Raw genomic sequence first — 17,424 nt, forward strand, 5'->3', positions numbered from 1 at the left:
ACTCAAGGCAGAACCATGAACAAAAGTGAGACAGTGCTGGTGTGTTGCACGGTGGCTTTCCTGACGGGATGTGTGCCGCGCATTGAGGTTGCCGCGCCCAAAGAGCCGATCACCATCAATATGAATGTGAAGATCGAGCATGAGATTCACATCAAAGCGGATAAAGACGCGACGCAGTTGCTGGAAAGATCTGACAATGCGGCAGGTGACGAGATAAAGAAAAGCGCGCCGGAAGGCGCGCAATAATTAAGCCAATTAAATCAATGTAATGGCAAGGTCGGTAACACTTGTTCGCAATGAGTAATGGTTCGTTATGCGGTGACCAGTTGAGACAGCTGTGTTTTCGCGTCTTCGGTCGCTTTCTGTGCCACATCCGGGCCGTAGCCATAGCCTTCAGCGAACACGAACTCAAGGTCAGTCAGACCAAGGAAGCCCAGGAATACACGCAGGTACGGTTCCAGCAGATCGGTTGGTGTACCTTTATGGATGCCACCACGGCTGGTTAATACGATAGCGCGTTTGCCTTTCACCAGACCTTCAGGGCCTTGCTCGGTATAACGGAACGTGACACCCGCACGTGCCACCAGGTCGAAGTAGTTCTTCAACTGGGTAGGAATGTTGAAGTTATACATTGGCGCAGCGATCACGATCACGTCATGTGCCTGCAATTCAGCGATTAAGTCGTCGGACAGTTTCAGGGCTTCCTGCTGACGTGGGGTCAGAGTGGCATCGGAAGGACGCAGTGCGCCGACTAATTCACCATCAAGAACCGGAATCGGTTGAGCGGCCAGGTCGCGTACGGTGATGCTATCGTCTGGATGTGCGGACTGCCACTGGGTAGTGAAGTGGTCGGCCAGTTGGTTTGACTGAGAATAACCTGCCAGAATGCTTGATTTCAGAACCAATACTTTGCTCATTGCCAATTCCTTTAGTGATTGAAGTGGGCGACAACATAACGCCCTTTGATGCGTCACATCTTATGCGGTGCTTTGGAAAGTGAAAAGTGCAAATATTCGAGGTCTTTATTCGATTTTCTTGAATAAGACAGTTTTGAGTGAGACCGTTCTTACATAAGACCTGGTAGGCCTATTAGAGCCGTTAATGACAATGTGCTACTATCCACGGCTTAAAAATTCAGTGTCTTAAAATCAGGTTAGGCTCAAACGAGCCAGATTCGGTGGCGTTCATGCCCCGACAGAGAAAAGAATTAGAAAACGATTAAGGAAGAGCAACGTGAAATCACCTCTCAGTGCATTATCTACGCAGTTAAGTGAGCTAATGCTTCGCGATCGGCAACGTTTGCGCCGCCGTTTGCAGGGCGCAGCGAAGGTCAGCAGCCCGCAGGCTCAGGCCGCCATCGCTCAGGAAATTGAGGGGGAAATCGCCGACGCACGCCAGAAAGTCGAGAACCGGCGGGCAAACTGTCCTGCGATTCACTATCCTGAACAGCTTCCCGTTAGCCAGAAAAAAGACGAAATACTGGAGGCGCTGCGTACCCATCAGGTGATTATCGTCGCAGGCGAGACAGGGTCGGGCAAGACCACGCAGTTGCCGAAAATCTGTCTCGAGCTTGGGCGCGGTGTGCACGGCTTGATTGGTCACACGCAGCCGCGCCGTCTGGCTGCAAGAACGGTTGCCGATCGTATTGCCGCAGAGCTGGAAACGCCGCTGGGTGGCAGCGTCGGATATAAGGTCCGCTTTAACGATCAGGTCGGTGACAATACGCTGGTCAAGTTGATGACCGACGGTATTTTGCTGGCGGAAATTCAGCAGGATCGCCTGCTGATGCAGTACGACACGCTGATTATCGATGAAGCGCACGAACGCAGCCTGAATATCGATTTCATTATGGGCTATTTGCGACAGCTGTTGCCAAAGCGTCCCGATTTAAAAGTGATTATTACGTCAGCCACCATCGATCCACAGCGCTTCTCCCGCCATTTTAATAATGCGCCGATTATTGAAGTGTCTGGCCGAACCTATCCGGTGGATGTGCGTTATCGTCCCGTGGTGGAAGACGCTGATGATAGCGAGCGCGATCAGCTACAGGCGATTTTTGATGCCGTCGATGAGCTGACGCGCGAAGGGCCGGGTGACATTCTGGTCTTCATGAGCGGAGAGCGTGAGATTCGCGATACGGCAGAGGCGCTGACTCGTCTGGACTTGCCGCATACCGAGATTCTCCCACTGTATGCACGGTTGTCGAATCAGGAACAAAACCGCGTCTTTCAGTCACATCATGGGCGTCGCATCGTGCTGGCGACCAACGTGGCGGAAACCTCACTCACCGTGCCGGGGATTCGCTATGTGATCGATCCGGGCACTGCGCGTATCAGTCGCTATAGTTTCCGCACCAAAGTGCAGCGACTGCCGATTGAACCTGTCTCGCAGGCGTCGGCGAATCAGCGTAAAGGGCGCTGTGGTCGTGTTGCTGCCGGGGTGTGTATCCGTCTCTATTCCGAGCAGGATTTCCTGTCGCGGCCCGAATTTACCGATCCTGAAATTCTTCGCACCAATCTGGCTTCTGTCATTCTGCAAATGACGTCGCTGGGGCTCGGTGATATCGCTGCGTTCCCGTTTGTTGAAGCGCCGGATAAGCGCAACATACAGGACGGCGTGCGATTGCTGGAGGAATTGGGTGCAATTCATCTTGCAGAAAACGGGCATTACCATCTGACGCCGCAAGGGCAGCAGTTGGCGCAATTGCCGATCGATCCACGTCTGGCGCGAATGGTGCTGGAAGCGCGTAAAACCGGCTGTGTGCGTGAAGTGATGGTGATCACTGCCGCGCTGTCGATTCAGGATCCACGCGAAAGGCCGATGGATAAGAAGCAGGCATCGGATGAAAAACACCGCCGCTTTGCCGATAAAGACTCTGATTTTCTGGCTTTCGTCAATTTGTGGGACTATTTACGTGAGCAGCAGAAGGCGCTGTCTTCTAGCCAGTTCCGCCGTCAGTGTCGTACCGACTTCCTTAACTATCTGCGCGTTCGTGAATGGCAGGATATCTACACGCAGTTGCGTCAGGTGGTGAAAGAATTGGGACTGCCGGTCAACAGCGAACCGGCTGATTATCTGAGTATTCACTGCTCGCTGCTCACTGGCTTGTTGTCGCATATCGGGCAGAAAGATATTGAGAAACAAGAATTCAGCGGTGCGCGTAACGCCCGATTCGCTATTTTCCCTGGCTCCGGGTTATTCAAAAAACCGCCCAAATGGACGATGGTGGCCGAATTGGTGGAAACCAGTCGCCTGTGGGGGCGCATTGCCGCGCGTATTGAACCTGAGTGGATCGAACCACTGGCTCAGCACCTGATTAAACGGAGCTATAGCGATCCTCACTGGGAGAAGGCGCAGGGCACGGTGATGGCGCAGGAGAAGGTGACGCTTTTCGGGCTGCCGATTGTCGCGGCGCGCAAAGTGAACTATAGCCAAATCGATCCGACGCTGGCGCGTGAAATGTTCATTCGCCACGCGCTGGTGGAAGGCGATTGGCAAACGCATCACGCCTTTTTCCGCGCTAACCTCAAGCTGCTGGCAGAGGTAGAAGATTTAGAGCATAAATCGCGCCGTCGCGACATTATGGTGGACGACGAAACGCTGTTTGCTTTCTACGATCAGCGTTTGCCGCATGATGTTGTGTCGTCGCGTCACTTTGATAAATGGTGGAAAACAGCCAGCCGGGACAACGCCGACCTGCTGAATTTTGAAAAGAGCATGTTGATTAAAGACGGCGCGGAGAAAGTGAGTGCGCTGGACTATCCGAACTTCTGGCATCAGGGCAGTCTGAAATTACGTCTGTCGTATCAGTTTGAACCGGGCGCGGATGCGGATGGCGTGACGGTACATATTCCGTTGCCTATCCTCAACCAGGTGCGTGAAGAGGGCTTCGAGTGGCAGATTCCCGGCGTGCGTCGTGAACTGACGATCGCACTGATTAAATCGTTGCCTAAGCCGTTACGCCGTAACTTTGTCCCAGCGCCGAACTATGCTGAGGCGTTTCTGGCGCGAACGACTCCATTGGATAAAGGGTTACTAGATGCGCTGGAGCGTGAGCTGCGGCTGATGACGGGCGTCACGGTGCCACGTGAAGCGTGGCAGTGGGATCAGGTGCCCGATCATCTAAAAATTACATTCCGCGTCATTGATGAGAAGAATCGAACGCAGCGGGAAGGCAAGGACCTGAATGCGCTGAAAGATCAACTCAAAGATAAAGTGCAGCAGACGCTGTCATCCGTCGCGGATGATGGGCTAGAGCAGCGTGGTCTGCACGTCTGGAGTTTCGGTTCGCTGCCGGATTGTTATGAGCAGAAGCGTGGTGGCTATTCTGTCAAAGCCTATCCGGCGTTGGTGGATGAGAAGGACAGCGTGGCGATTCGCCTGTTTGATACGCCACACCAGCAGCAGCAGGTGATGCGGCAAGGGCTGCGTCGTTTGTTGTTATTGAATATTCCTTCACCCATCAAATACCTGCATGAAAAACTACCGAACAAGGCGAAACTTGGCCTCTATTTTAACCCGTATGGCAAAGTGTTGGATCTCATCGATGACTGCATCGCCTGTGCGGTGGACAAACTGATTGAGTCATCCGGTGGCCCAGTCTGGCAGGAAGATGCCTTCCAGCAGCTACATGAAAAAGTGCGTGCGGAGCTGAATGATACGGTGGTCGATATCGCTAAACAGGTTGAGCAAATCCTGACGGCCGTTTTCACCATAAACAAACGCCTGAAAGGGCGTGTAGATATGGCGATGGCGCTGGCATTGAGTGATATCAAGAGCCAGATGAACGGCCTGGTGTTCCGCGGTTTTGTGACCGAAAATGGTTGGCAGCGCCTGCCGGACGTGCTGCGCTATCTACACGCCATAGAGCGACGTCTGGAGAAGCTGGCGCAGGATGTGCACCGTGACCGGGCGCAGATGCTGAAAGTGGAGCAGGTTCAACAAGCGTGGCAGCAGTGGTGGAATAAACTGCCTGCGGAGCGACGTGACGATGACGACGTGAAGGCGGTGCGCTGGATGCTTGAGGAACTGCGCGTCAGTTACTTTGCCCAGCAGTTGGGGACGCCATTCCCAATTTCGGATAAGCGGGTATTACAGGCGATGGAGCAGGTTGAAGGATAATCTTTCTATCACATCAGGTCGGCGATGATGGCTTTTTTAGCTCAAGATAAGCCGACCTGATCGCCTCTTCACCATACTGCTGCTCCAGACGTTTTATGATGAAATGACCTTTCGCCATATTTTGGTAGTGGTGAATAAAAAGCGTATTAATGGCTGCGCCGCTAGCGGCACCGATCACCGGGACAATTTGTGCGGCCACTTTTTCCGTCATGGTTACACCTAGTCTGGTGGCGACCGCATCAATCAGTTTTGCCAGCGTTTTTCCTGCCTGTGAGGTGCTCATTCTTGCAGATGCTTTCCCTGCGCTTTTTTTGCTAGCAATGCCGATTAATTCGCGGCTGGCATGCTTGGTGATATCCGCCAGAACGGCGCGTGACGTGTAATAGGCCGAATCGGCAGCATCATCGCTTTCTTGCGTACCGCCGAGCGCGAAAACTTCCACACAGGCGGCTTTGACGGATAAATCAGCGAGGGAGAAACCTTCGCTGCGGGCAATATCAGCGACGGAGCGCATCATGATCGTGGTGCTGATAGGCAGTTCAACCAGCAGACCGGCGGCGCCAAAGAAACCGCTGACTGCACCGGACGCGGCGACCGCTAGCTTATGTGTTTTTGGTGATGCTACGCGTGCAGGGGCATCGTCCAGCGTATAGAGTGCGGCATCTACTGCTTTGTAGAGCGCAGCGTGAACGACATCCTGTATTTTGTTTCTCACCATGGACGGTAATTTCGACAGGCTCCATTCAATCGGTTTTCCAACCTGATTCGCCGCCTGTATCGCAAAGGAAGGGGATTCCAGCAGAGCTATGGCATTTCTGATGGCGAGCTCATCCTCTGAAGTAAGAAGAGTCATGTGCGTTCTCCATACCGTTTGTTGAATGGCCCGTTTGGCGGGACTGTTATGCAGACGTTTGTGACGAGCGTGCCGTTAACCAGGCGGAAAATGCGTCGGGTGGAATAGGTCGGGAAAAATAGTAGCCCTGTACTTCATCACATCCAAAATGAGCAAGATGTTCGAGCGTTTCCTTATTTTCCACGCCTTCCGCCAGCACAATGTAATTCAGTTTGTGCAGCATGCTGATAATAGATTGAACGATGACGCGGCTTTTGTGGTCAGTTTTTATATCTTTAATCAGCGATTTATCCAGCTTTATCACCGTAGAGGGGATGTTGCGCAGATAGCTTAAGTTGCTATACCCCGTGCCGAAATCATCAAGAGCGATAGTAAATCCGAGCTGTTGCAGTGTTTGGATGGTGGCGAGTGTTTCGCTGCTCTCGATAATTTTCTGCGTCTCGACACACTCGATGTCAATGTCCTTAGGGGTAAGGCCGTGGGTCTCTAGAATGGTGATGAGGCGCGGGATAAAATCATTTTCGGAAAAATTTCGGGCAGAAACGTTAATCGACACCGGGAAGGTCAACCCCTCCTGACGCCATTGTTTCACCTGGCATGCCGCTTCCCGTGTTACCCAGTCAGTTAATGGACGCATCAGCGTTGTGCCTTCCGCTAGCGGAATAAACTGGTCAGGATAAATCTCGCCCAATTCGGGATGACGCCAGCGAATCAGCGCTTCAGCACCAATGACGGTGTTGGTTTTGATGCTTAATTTGGGCTGATAGACTAAATAGAGACCCGGTTTATTGTTCTGCAGTACATCGGCCAATTCGTTGAGCAAAGTAAAGGCGATTTGCTGCGCCTTATCGGCCTCATTGTTGTAAGCGAATTGACGAATATTCCTGGTGATGGCGGTACGCAGTGCACTCATCGATTCACGCAAAATGTGCTGCGGATCTTTGGCCGGAATCTGAAATTCGGTGTAGCCAACGAAAAATTCTAACTTGAGCGGAATATGGCTGGCGATACTTTCATGAATCCGCTCAGCACAAGCGTCGAGCTCTGCCAGAACCTGTTCTTTCCTGTCCGCCTTCACCAGTAGAGCGAAACGGCCGACAGCGGCAGAATAAAGGTTATCTGATGAGTTTAAGCTAAGACGTAAAAAGACCCCGATATCTTTCAACAGACCTTCTACGGTCGGCATACCCAGTGCGCATCCCATTTCATAGGCATAAGAAATGTCGATGGTATCAATCAGAATAAGCAGGTAGGGCTCGTGAATATCGGTAATGTGGCTGATATCGTCAATCAGACGCTGGCGGTTGGGCAACAGCGTCACAGCATCAATCAACCCAATCGCGTTGCGGTATTCCATTAGCACCATCGCAATCGTCGCTAAGTCATGCAGTAGTCGCAACTGGACCTTACTAAAGGTACGTGGAACGTAATCGATGACGCTGAACGTGCCGATGCAATAGCCCTCTTTGGTTTTAAGAGGTACGCCAGCATAGAAACGGATAAAAGGTTCACTGGCTACATAAGGGCTGTTTTTAAAGCGCTCATCCTGAGCGGCATCGTGGCAGACGAAGGGGAGACTCGTTTGGACGGTAAAATGGTCGAAGGAACCGATTTTATCCATGTCATCAAGAGGAAAATGGGTTTTCGCTTTAACATGCAGAGACTTGGAACCAGTTAGCGTCACGAGCGCCGTCGGAGTTCCCAGTAGCTGGCAAGCCATTCTCGTGAGTTTATGAAGAGTATCGTCTTGAGATATATCGGTTTTCTGTAATTCATCGAGAGTCTGCATGCGTTTTGTTTCGTCATGGCTCAAATGTTTTAACATGTAGACTCTTCCTTTTCGCAATAATAATCGCGACAACATCAATTTAATTTAACGGCGACACAATAACATAGAGGTCAAAAATTGAGGTAACTTATTATACCACTTTAATCTTTCCGCTAAAGTTCCGTCGTTTTTATCTTAAACCATGTTTTCAGTTTTCAGCGTTCTGTATAAATTTATGATATTTTTCCATGTTTTGCGAGCTGGCACGGTCGATTTTTCTGGAGGAATGCTCTGCAAATAAATGGATATCTAATTATAGAAAGCCTCTTTCATAAGATAAAAATAACATCCTGATAATTGTCGCATCGTTGCCAGAGTGACAATATGCATGATTAACCTATATCTCTGATAAGAATAGAACAGATATTTTTTTATACTATCAAATCGGTGGGAAATGGCTGTCGCCAGGCGGACCTGAATAACGGTTTCCACCTGGCGCTGGGGCTTCGGTAGGGGACGTTAGCGTTATTTTGGTGAACTTGGTTTTGGTGAACTTAGTTTTGCCAACGTTTCTAACTGCTGACGAATGGCGGTAACGGAGACAGCACGGTTATCAGCCCGATCGCGTTCACTTGCATCGGGGGCGGAGCTTTGAATGCCCATGAGCACCCAGCCTGATGCTGAATTCAGCATCAGCGGAGAGCCGCTATCGCCAGGTAGCGTGTCACACTGGTGTGCCATTACGGCTGGCTGAACCCAGCCAGTGATCAAGCAATTCTGATGGCGATAAAGCGTCTCCTGATGATCCTCTGGATAACCCGCCTGTGTGACGCGCTGACCATTGTCCTTCAGGGCCTGCATTAATTCTTGACGGCTGCCTTGCCAGAGCGGGAGTGGGCGAATGCCTGGCGGTGTTTGTTTCAGCCGGATCAGGGCGTAATCCAGCGGTGCAGCTGAAGGAGGAACGATCCAACCCTCGCCGTCGGCTTTCAATTTTTTGGCGAGCGATTTATTCGCCAGTGCTTCAATTTCCGTCGTTTCATAACGCCAGCCATTTTCTGTCGCCAGAAAGCGCAGTGCGACGGGCTTATCCATCCCACCCTTTGGTGGCGTGACCACGCAATGCCCGGCTGTCAGTGCCAGATGAGGGGAGATAAGCGTCGCAGTGCAGAGGTTGCCGCTGGCGGTTTCCAATTGCCCAATCGCCTGCCACGGCCAGACAGCCGTGTCAGGAACGATATCCCGATCGTCGTGGTTGAAAAATAAAATTTGTTGCTGCTTCTGTGCGGCGGTTTCTGTTGCTGAGGATTCAGCCCAACTTGGCAGGGCGATAAAGGATAATGAACATAACAACCAGGCTGATATGCGCATGCAGTAGGTAAACCTTATGATAAAAGTCATCTTGAGGCGCTAAATATAGCGTGTTGAATTAATTATAGATGTATTTGTTGGTGAGGGACTGAAAATTAAAATGTTATTGAGTGTAAAAGGCGTGGCGCTGTTTCATTATGATGACTCATCCCTACGCGCTGAATGCTACGTCACCATCTTAAAGTGGCGTAGCGTTTTCACCTTAACATACGGCTCAGCGTCGTTAGCCTTATTCGTAGCTGACGATCACGATACGTGCATCTGAACTTAACGTTTTTGAACTCACGGAACCGATGCCTTGTGGTAAAGCAGCGTACTGTGAGCTGTTTTTCATTTGTATCGCTTGTACTTTTCCTTGCCGTTCGCAACTCACGGTCACATTGCTCGACTGTGTCGTCACATCGCAAACGGGCTCCACGATGGCGCCTGAAAAGCGAATGACGCCTGTCGACGAAGGGGATGAGGCGAAGGTATACGGTGTCACGGCCATAATGCAGAACAAAATGGCTGATTTTTGCAGGATTTTTTTCATTATGATTGTCTCGGTATTGCCTGGTGTGTAATGGTATAAACGGCATCAAATGATAAAACTTTATTGCACCTAAACCTTTGTTGAGTGATGTTCATTCAGTGTGAATAATCATTTTTTAAATCAGTTAATTACATCACTCGAAGGTTGAGCGCTTTTGCCCTGCTTGATTGGGTATTTCATCGCAATGTCTCTCGTTTCTCCATTAGCTACTTACCCTCAATACCATCGTTTTTTCTTTCTCCTGTGTGGATCCGCTTTTTTATTTCCTATCTTTCGATGACGCATTCGCGTTTTTATCGCAGTGCTCTGCTTTACGTTGTGAAATTAACCATGAAACATCACGAAAAATAAACATATGGGCTCATTTGGCTCACTTTATGCGTTCGTGTTTTTTATGCGAGGTGTTACGGCTAAATAAAAAATAAAACTTATATCCCTGATTGGTTTTGTTTTGTGACTTTAAATTCCGATATTTTTTATTTCATTGGTTTTTAATACTGGTTTTTTGCTTTTTTTATCAAACTGCAATCAACTTTTACAAATTAACGATCATGAAAAATATTTATTAACGCATCGCGACGGAACGTGTGCAGGCCATCTTGTCCTGACATTTTTCTGCGTCTAAAGACGTCAGAAGAAACCCTGAGTGATGCACTGAGGAAAAAGATCGAGATGTCGCTTTAGCGACAGAGCCACGATTGTTTTTTTAATGCGATCGTTAACTTTTATCTGTTATCAGGAAATATAAGTTATGCATAAATCTCTACTCAATACCTTGATTGGCGCCTCATTATTGTCATCCAGCGTGACCGTTTTTGCGGCCACCGTTGCAGGTGGAACGGTTCATTTTAAAGGTGAGATCGTTAACGCTGCTTGTGCGGTCAGTACCAATACGGCCGACCAGATTGTGAATCTGGGCCAATACCGTACTGCTCGTTTTACGGGAGTGGGAACCTACTCTGGCAAAGTGCCGTTCACCATCAACCTCGAAGACTGTGATTCCACCGTTTCTACTACGGCAGCTGTTGCCTTTACTGGTACAGCTGATTCAAATGACAACACCGTTTTGGCCGTCAGCAACATCGGTGGTGGGGCGTCCGGTGCAGCAGGCGGAGTGGGTATTGAAATCTCCGATCGTACTGGTGCGGTTCTGACGCCAAATGGCGCCGTTTATTCTGCACCGCAAACACTGAACGATGGCAGCAACGTATTGGCGTTTAATGCACGCTATAAAGCGACGCAGGCGACAGCGACGCCAGGCGCGGCAGATGCCGATGCCACGTTCACCATCGATTATCAATAAAGATGCCTTAGGGAGGAAATAAAGCCAGGGACTGGCTTTCGCCGTGTCTTTAGATCCAATTCAACAACACTTTATCGTGAGGTTGCGTGTGCAGAACTCATCTCTCTTATTTCAATCTTTCACCTTCGGTCTGGTGCTTTTTGCTTTATTGACTGTTCATCAGGTACAGGCGGGGGGGATTGCGCTGGGCGCTACGCGGGTGATCTACTCCGCAGAGGCCAATCAGGCTTCACTTTCGATTATTAACAGTGATGAAAATAACCGCTTTTTGATTCAATCCTGGGTAGAAGATAAAGACGGGAATAAAACCAAAGATTTTCTGGCGACCCCTCCGCTTTTTGTGGTGAAACCCAAAGGTGAGAACACATTGCGACTGATGTATGTCGGTACACCTTTGCCTACCGATCGCGAATCCGTTTATTGGGTCAATGTAAAAGCGATTCCGGCGGTTGAGAAACGATCGCTGGAGGATAAGAACGCGCTGCAATTGGCGGTGTTATCTCGCATTAAACTTTTTGTTAGACCCGCTAATCTTCCCTCGGGGGCCGATAGCGCACCCGCGACGCTACGCTTCCAGCAGTCAGGCTCGGCGCTCACGATCACTAACCCCTCTCCCTATTTTATTACGCTGGTCAACCTCCAGTCTGGTAGCCAGAAACTTCCCAACACGATGGTGCCGCCAAAAGGTTCGACATCACTGACGCTGTCTGAGCGAGCATCAGGTGCAGTGAGCTTCCAGACCATTAACGATTACGGAGCCATGACGCCGCGCGTCACAGGTAAAGGGCTATGAAACGGTGAGGTACAGGCCGGCGTCAAGCAGCATTGCAGTGATTGCCTGCGCTTTTCATCATCATCATAGATGAGGAACTTTTGTATGCGTTCAGAACCGACGAAACAGCAGCGTTCCGCCGCCCCTTATCGCGCAGTCCGTCCATGCCTGCGCTGGTACCCGGCCGTGATGCTGTACATGGCATTCCCACTCGCGGGTGATGCTGAGACTTTCTTTAATCCGACATTTTTATCGGACGATCCTTCAGCGATTGCCGATCTCTCTCGCTTTGATAAAGGTGAAGGGCAACCGCCGGGTGTCTATCGGGTGGAGATTTATGTCAATGCAGACTATGTGGTTTCTCGTGATATAGCGTTTCAACTACGCACGCCATCCGATAAACCGCCCAGTGACGATACGGGTCTTGAACCTTGCCTGACGATAGCGCTGCTGGAACAACTTAATGTCAATCTGCAATCGTTTTCTTCTTTACGTGATGAACCTGCTTCCGCGTGCATCAACGTGCCTCAGGCGATTCCCGATGCCAGCGTGCGCTTTGACTTTGAACTCCAGAGATTGAACATCAGTTTGCCACAAATCGCGCTAAAGAGTGCCGGACGGGGATACATTTCGCCAGAGGAGTGGGATGAGGGCATCACCTCCGCGTTATTTAATTACCAGTTCACGGGCAGTAATACGCACGGTGATGCACGCAGTGACAGCTATTTCCTCAATCTTGATAGCGGTGTGAACTGGAACGGCTGGCGATTGCGCGATTACTCCACCTGGCGTTATTCCCGCTATGCAAACCAGCGCTATAACGAGTTTCAGCACGTTAGCACCTATTTGCAACGTGCCATCATTCCCTGGCGCAGCGAATTAACAATCGGTGACAGTAATACGGTAGGTGAGGTTTTCGATAGTCTGGGATTTCGTGGTGTACAGCTTGCCTCCGATGACGCAATGCTGCCGGACAGCCTGAGAGGATTTGCACCAACGATCCGTGGGATTGCCAAAAGCAACGCCCGCGTCACCATCCGACAGAATAGCTATGTGATTTATCAGGCTTATGTTGCGCCCGGTGCGTTCGAAATTACCGACCTTTATCCAACATCATCCAGCGGCGATTTACAGGTAACCATTACTGAGAGCGATAACTCGACGAACAGCTTTGTCGTGCCGTATTCCGCCGTGCCGCTGCTCCAGCGTGAGAACCGGATGAAATATTCAGCGATGGTCGGTAAATACCGTAGCAATAATTCGCAACAGGATCAGCCCTTATTTGGTCAGGGCACGCTGATTTGGGGGCGTTCGGCTGGGGTGACGCTGTATGGCGGCACACAACTGGCCGAAGACTATCAGGCACTGACGTTAGGTTCGGGGAAGAACCTCGGCGACTGGGGCGCATTTTCAGCCGACCTCACGCAGGCATATAGCACGTTGTCGGATGGTAGCGATCACAAAGGGCAGTCACTGCGTTTCCTGTATGCCAAATCGCTGAATGATCTGGGGACGAATTTTCAGATCCTGGGTTATCGCTATTCAACCAAAGGTTTTTTTACGCTGGATGAAGCCAGCTATAAAAACATGAGTGGTTATACGGTCGATTTTACCGATGTTCAACCTGTGTTACGTGACTACTACAACCTGAATAACGCAAAGAAAAGCAGGATGCAGATGAATATCACCCAGCAGTTAGGAAAGGGGATGGGGTCGTTATTTTTGACGGGAAGTCGGCAGGACTATTGGCATACCGATGGTACGAACGATCTGTTGCAAGTCGGCTACAGCAATGTGTACCGCGGTGTGAGTTATAACCTGAGTTACAGCTATAACAAAAACCAAGGGCTGGAAGAACGGAACCAGCTGTTTGCTTTTAACCTCTCTGTTCCGCTGGGTCAATGGCTCAGTGGACATCGTGAAGGGATTAATCTGCGGCGTTCACAGAATACGGCTTACGCCTCCTACAACATGACGTCGGACAATCAGGGACGCACGTTACAGCAAGTGGGGGTCAGTGGCACGATGCTGCCGGATGGCAATCTCAACTACAACGTCTCCCAAGGGTATGGTAATCGCGGCATTGGGAATAGTGGGAACGCGGGGCTTGGCTACCAAGGCACCTATGGCAACAGCAACGCCAACTACAACTATACGCGCAACACCCGTCAGCTTAACTATGGGGTGAGCGGCGGTGTGGTGGCGCATGCCGATGGGGTCACGTTTAGTCAGCCGCTGGGCGATACCAACGTATTGATTAAGGTTCCCGGTACCAGCCGCGTCAGAGTGGAGAATACCACCGGTATCCAGACTGACTGGCGTGGCTATGCCGTCATTCCTTATGCCAGTGTTTATCGCAATAACCGCATCGCCCTCGACGTCAACTCGTTAAATCAAAACACTGAGGTCAACAATACGGTAGCCAACCTTGTACCGACGCGAGGGGCGATGGTTCGTGCCAGCTTTACGGCTTATCAAGGTGGACGTGCGCTGATTTCGCTACAGCAGCGTAATGGCCGGCCGGTTCCTTTTGGCGCGCTTGTCTCCCGCGTAGACAGCGATAGCACCGGTATTGTTGGTGATGATGGGCAGGTCTTTCTGTCAGGGCTAACCCCTGAAGGCGAGCTGAAGGTTGCATGGGGAAGTGGTTCACAGCAGCAATGCACGCTTCGTTACGCTCTTCCAGACGGCAGTGAAAACCAACCGGTATCCTACACGAAGGCGGTATGTCAATGAAATTACTTATGAAAAAGAACAGTGGCGCAACGCGAAGCGCGATGTGGTGGCGCGGCGTTAGCGTGGCGGGTTTGTTGGGGATTGCCAGCCAGGCCAGTGCGATACAATGTACGACCGCAAGCGGTTCGCCTTTAACGTACGACTACACTTACGCGCTAGCTTCCAGTCAGAACAATGTCGGGTATGTTACAGGATGGAATGAAAAAACCGATGCCGGTTCCTACGCGATAAGTGGTCCATGTAATAACCGGGATACGGTCTACTATTCCGCCCAGTCCGGTCCATCATTGGTTTTGGCGTCAACGGAAAGCGGTGTGAACTGGTTTGATATTACCGGCAATGATTATCTCCAGGTGGCATCGCGTATTTTTGTTTATAACCGCACCTCGGGGGGCACGTTTCATAATGTGCCGTTTACCGATGTCGACAACAACTGTGCGGGACTGTGCGGTGGGAATGCGACAACGGGCAGCAGGGTTCAGGTAAATTTCCGCATCAAACGCAAGTTTGTCGGGGTTTCCAATATCCCGATGACCCCCATTTTTTACCTCTATGGCAATCAGGGAGGTAGTGGGCAAAGTGTGGGGTCGCCACTGGTGGTTGGCTATATGAGCGGTTCGGTCACGGTTCCTCAAAGTTGCGTTTTGAATGCAGGTCAGATCATCAGCATTGATTTTGGCGGGATTTCATCAGGGCTGTTTAAAACGGCGGGTGAAAAACCGGAGGGGATTTCACCAGTGACGCGGACGATTGGTATCGCCTGCAACGGTATCGATGCGCAGGCGAGTATGTCGATGCGTCTTCAGGCTGATAAGTTGTCTGGCAATATGGTGGTTTCTGACAATCCTGATGTCGGTTTTATTGTCACAGACAGTGGAAATAATCCATTGACGCCCAACGATATTGCGAGCGTGATTCCTTTTACGCTGGATGAAACGGCAAGTGCTAATGTGGCAATCACCGCGTATCCGGTTAGCGTGACGGGGACCAAGCCTCAGGAAGGCGTCGCGACAGCAAACGCCTATCTGCGCGTCGATTTTTACTAAAAAGGGGGAAATCGATGAACAGATCTCAGGGTGTGATGGCTCGTGCAGGGTGTACGCGAGTGACATGGGCTATGCGTTTCAGTTGGGTTTCTCTGCTCTTTATGACGTGTGCTGTGCAGCCCGTTCGCGCCGATCTCGGGCTGACCAATATGCGGCTTAGCGCGACGTTGTTGGCGAACAGCTGTAGCGTCAGCACAGGGACGCAGGAGCAAACGGTTGATCTCGGTACCTGGCCAAGTAAGCAGTTTGCGGTAGGATCGCAAAGCCCTAATCCTACGCGTTTCGAGATTGTGCTGGAGAACTGCGGCGTCGCGGCATCTGGCGTCGAGGTAACGTTTTATGGCAGCGCGCCAGCGGGGGATAGCACGCTGCTCGCGCTTAACGCCAGTAGTAGTGCGACCAATGTTGCCGTGGCGATACTGGATAGTGAACGCCGCCGTTTGGCGCTTGGTCAACCGACACCCGTTTATACGCTGTCGGCAAACGCTGCGCGCGTACCGCTGGTGTTTTACGGGCAGTATGTTGCGATTGGTACGCCAGTCACGGTTGGTTCTGCAAATGCGGATGCAACATTTACCCTAACCTATCAATAAACGTTGGAAGACGGTATTGAAGAGATGTGACGGGTCAGGTGACCCGTCGTAATAAATAAGTGATTATTTAATTACATTCAGTGAGGTGGCGTAATTTACCGCGTTCCAACGTGAGTAAACCTTGTTGTTGCAGTTGTTTCAGCCCCCGTTTTATCGTGCTTTTTGATAGTGATGTCCGTTGAGAAATATAGGACAGAGCAGAAAAGCGGAGTTTGACATCGGGGGGAAGCTGATTCAGCGAACGTAGCATTTTATGCACGATGGAAAGTGAGTCACCATGATTCCCAATACAGTGGTCGATCAGTGCATGAAAGCCGGTATTAACAATCGTTAAGACATCATCGAAACGTTCATAAGCCGTAATGATGCGCATCGCGGTGTTGAAAGGAATACTGCGGATTTTCCCATAATCGACCCTTTCCAGATAAAGCTCACCGCCATCCAGTGTAACCATAGACCAGCCAATAATAGCAGGTGATAATATAACGGAAATAACTTTATCGTCTATTGACTGTTTCATTAAGAATGTTCCTTCATCCAGAAAATAAATAACTTGTTCTCCTGATGGATAAAAGAAATAAAGCCGTTTCCCTTTAATGACTTTAGTTGGTGATGCGATATTGCTGTGTGGTGAAAGTATTTTTGTGATGCGAAAAATAGATGTATTTAATTCTTTCATTGAAAGCCTGTACGTGATGGAGTTATAACGCGTCCATTTCGTCTTGTGATGAATCTAAATTCCTTAAAGATATGTAATTAATTTTATAGTTTTGAAAGTCAATCCTTATTCGACTAAATATATCACTGTCTTTTTATCAATAGATTCCTCCTTGTTTTACATAATGATGTGGTTAACACTTCATCGTGATAATGAAATGATAGAAAATACCGCAGCGCGGTGTTTTTTGACATGATGAAGTCTTAGGCAATTAAACCTTGTACTTAGTGTGCTTTATTTTTAATAATAAATGTAAGTTGAGAACCAAGTGAATTATTATTGATTTCGAAATTGTAGTTTAATATTTAGATAATTCAATTGTTATTGGTTTATTTGTCATTGTGGCTAAAAAATGTTTCCGTAACGCATTGATATTAAATATTTTAGATGGTAGTCTCATCTGGTTTGACCTGTCAAATGAGGGGCGGAGAGATTAATTTATTCGAAGAAATAATACTGTTAATGAGACTTGTTATCAATTATGTGGTGGGTTTTTATGCGGGCGGATTTCAGCGTTTAATAATAGTGGGAATGCGGGGGGAATTGGATGATAGAGAAATGCTGTTTATTAGAGAAAAAAACTCAGGGTGATAACTCCACAGAGCAGAACC

13 protein-coding genes are annotated in these 17,424 nt (G+C 49.7%); 7 read left to right on the forward strand and 6 right to left on the reverse strand.

The features are described 5' to 3' along the window. The first annotated feature begins 15 nt into the window (after nucleotides 1-15). Nucleotides 16-246: a YnbE family lipoprotein gene (locus CLR69_RS03705; protein WP_129709725.1), complete on the forward strand. Its 231-nt coding sequence runs from the start codon at nucleotides 16-18 to the stop codon at nucleotides 244-246. A 65-nt stretch (nucleotides 247-311) separates the two neighbouring features. On the opposite strand, the gene CLR69_RS03710 is transcribed toward CLR69_RS03705, so the two are convergent. After that, complete coding sequence (locus tag CLR69_RS03710) at nucleotides 312-917, reverse strand: FMN-dependent NADH-azoreductase (protein WP_005972365.1); 606 nt, start codon at nucleotides 915-917, stop codon at nucleotides 312-314. A 316-nt stretch (nucleotides 918-1,233) separates the two neighbouring features. Between CLR69_RS03710 and hrpA the strand changes: the two genes are divergently transcribed. Continuing rightward, nucleotides 1,234-5,121, forward strand: coding sequence for an ATP-dependent RNA helicase HrpA (gene hrpA, locus CLR69_RS03715; protein WP_129711604.1), 3,888 nt, complete (start codon nucleotides 1,234-1,236; stop codon nucleotides 5,119-5,121). A 13-nt stretch (nucleotides 5,122-5,134) separates the two neighbouring features. Here hrpA and CLR69_RS03720 read toward each other — a convergent pair whose 3' ends face one another. The 4 genes from CLR69_RS03720 to CLR69_RS03735 all read right to left on the reverse strand — a co-directional run bounded on the left by CLR69_RS03720 (nucleotide 5,135) and on the right by CLR69_RS03735 (nucleotide 9,645). Then, nucleotides 5,135-5,974, reverse strand: coding sequence for an EcsC family protein (locus CLR69_RS03720; RefSeq protein WP_129711603.1), 840 nt, complete (start codon nucleotides 5,972-5,974; stop codon nucleotides 5,135-5,137). Between the two features lie 46 nt (nucleotides 5,975-6,020). After that, nucleotides 6,021-7,799 carry a sensor domain-containing phosphodiesterase gene (locus tag CLR69_RS03725; RefSeq protein WP_129711602.1) on the reverse strand — a complete coding sequence of 593 codons (1,779 nt, stop codon included), beginning with the start codon at nucleotides 7,797-7,799 and terminating at the stop codon, nucleotides 6,021-6,023. 468 nt (nucleotides 7,800-8,267) lie between these two features. Continuing rightward, entirely contained in the window at nucleotides 8,268-9,113 is an 846-nt protein-coding gene (locus tag CLR69_RS03730) for a trypsin-like serine peptidase (RefSeq protein ID WP_129711601.1), read from the reverse strand. 229 nt (nucleotides 9,114-9,342) lie between these two features. Further along, a complete protein-coding gene (locus CLR69_RS03735; protein ID WP_129709715.1) occupies nucleotides 9,343-9,645 on the reverse strand; it encodes a type 1 fimbrial protein in 303 nt (100 codons plus the stop codon). A 751-nt stretch (nucleotides 9,646-10,396) separates the two neighbouring features. On the opposite strand from CLR69_RS03735, the gene fimA reads away from it, so the two are divergent. From fimA to CLR69_RS03760, 5 genes are all read left to right on the forward strand, one after another. Next, nucleotides 10,397-10,948: a type 1 fimbrial major subunit FimA gene (gene fimA / locus CLR69_RS03740; RefSeq protein WP_129709713.1), complete on the forward strand. Its 552-nt coding sequence runs from the start codon at nucleotides 10,397-10,399 to the stop codon at nucleotides 10,946-10,948. 88 nt (nucleotides 10,949-11,036) lie between these two features. Next, a complete protein-coding gene (locus CLR69_RS03745; protein WP_129711600.1) occupies nucleotides 11,037-11,741 on the forward strand; it encodes a fimbria/pilus periplasmic chaperone in 705 nt (234 codons plus the stop codon). 84 nt (nucleotides 11,742-11,825) lie between these two features. Beyond that, nucleotides 11,826-14,456, forward strand: coding sequence for a fimbrial biogenesis usher protein (locus tag CLR69_RS03750; protein WP_129711599.1), 2,631 nt, complete (start codon nucleotides 11,826-11,828; stop codon nucleotides 14,454-14,456). 8 nt (nucleotides 14,457-14,464) lie between these two features. Next, nucleotides 14,465-15,502 (forward strand): fimbrial protein, encoded by a 1,038-nt coding sequence (locus CLR69_RS03755; protein ID WP_242451533.1) that lies wholly within the window; start codon nucleotides 14,465-14,467, stop codon nucleotides 15,500-15,502. Nucleotides 15,503-15,516: 14 nt separating this feature from the next. Beyond that, entirely contained in the window at nucleotides 15,517-16,095 is a 579-nt protein-coding gene (locus tag CLR69_RS03760; protein WP_129709705.1) for a fimbrial protein, read from the forward strand. A gap of 67 nt (nucleotides 16,096-16,162) precedes the next feature. Here CLR69_RS03760 and CLR69_RS03765 read toward each other — a convergent pair whose 3' ends face one another. Beyond that, nucleotides 16,163-16,774, reverse strand: coding sequence for a helix-turn-helix domain-containing protein (locus CLR69_RS03765; RefSeq protein ID WP_129709704.1), 612 nt, complete (start codon nucleotides 16,772-16,774; stop codon nucleotides 16,163-16,165). Nucleotides 16,775-17,424 lie beyond the last annotated feature (650 nt).

The organism is Pectobacterium zantedeschiae, from assembly GCF_004137795.1.
Lineage (GTDB): Bacteria > Pseudomonadota > Gammaproteobacteria > Enterobacterales > Enterobacteriaceae > Pectobacterium > Pectobacterium zantedeschiae.

What these genes read in the sequence shown, in the direction of transcription:
- CLR69_RS03720 (WP_129711603.1), bottom strand. Translation starts at nt 5,974, where the DNA reads ATGACTCTTCTTACTTCAGAGGATGAGCTCGCCATCAGAAATGCCATA.
- CLR69_RS03755 (WP_242451533.1), top strand. Translation starts at nt 14,465, where the DNA reads ATGAAAAAGAACAGTGGCGCAACGCGAAGCGCGATGTGGTGGCGCGGC.
- CLR69_RS03750 (WP_129711599.1), top strand. Translation starts at nt 11,826, where the DNA reads ATGCGTTCAGAACCGACGAAACAGCAGCGTTCCGCCGCCCCTTATCGC.
- CLR69_RS03710 (WP_005972365.1), bottom strand. Translation starts at nt 917, where the DNA reads ATGAGCAAAGTATTGGTTCTGAAATCAAGCATTCTGGCAGGTTATTCT.
- CLR69_RS03735 (WP_129709715.1), bottom strand. Translation starts at nt 9,645, where the DNA reads ATGAAAAAAATCCTGCAAAAATCAGCCATTTTGTTCTGCATTATGGCC.
- fimA (WP_129709713.1), top strand. Translation starts at nt 10,397, where the DNA reads ATGCATAAATCTCTACTCAATACCTTGATTGGCGCCTCATTATTGTCA.
- CLR69_RS03725 (WP_129711602.1), bottom strand. Translation starts at nt 7,799, where the DNA reads ATGTTAAAACATTTGAGCCATGACGAAACAAAACGCATGCAGACTCTC.
- CLR69_RS03760 (WP_129709705.1), top strand. Translation starts at nt 15,517, where the DNA reads ATGAACAGATCTCAGGGTGTGATGGCTCGTGCAGGGTGTACGCGAGTG.
- CLR69_RS03705 (WP_129709725.1), top strand. Translation starts at nt 16, where the DNA reads ATGAACAAAAGTGAGACAGTGCTGGTGTGTTGCACGGTGGCTTTCCTG.
- CLR69_RS03730 (WP_129711601.1), bottom strand. Translation starts at nt 9,113, where the DNA reads ATGCGCATATCAGCCTGGTTGTTATGTTCATTATCCTTTATCGCCCTG.
- CLR69_RS03765 (WP_129709704.1), bottom strand. Translation starts at nt 16,774, where the DNA reads ATGAAAGAATTAAATACATCTATTTTTCGCATCACAAAAATACTTTCA.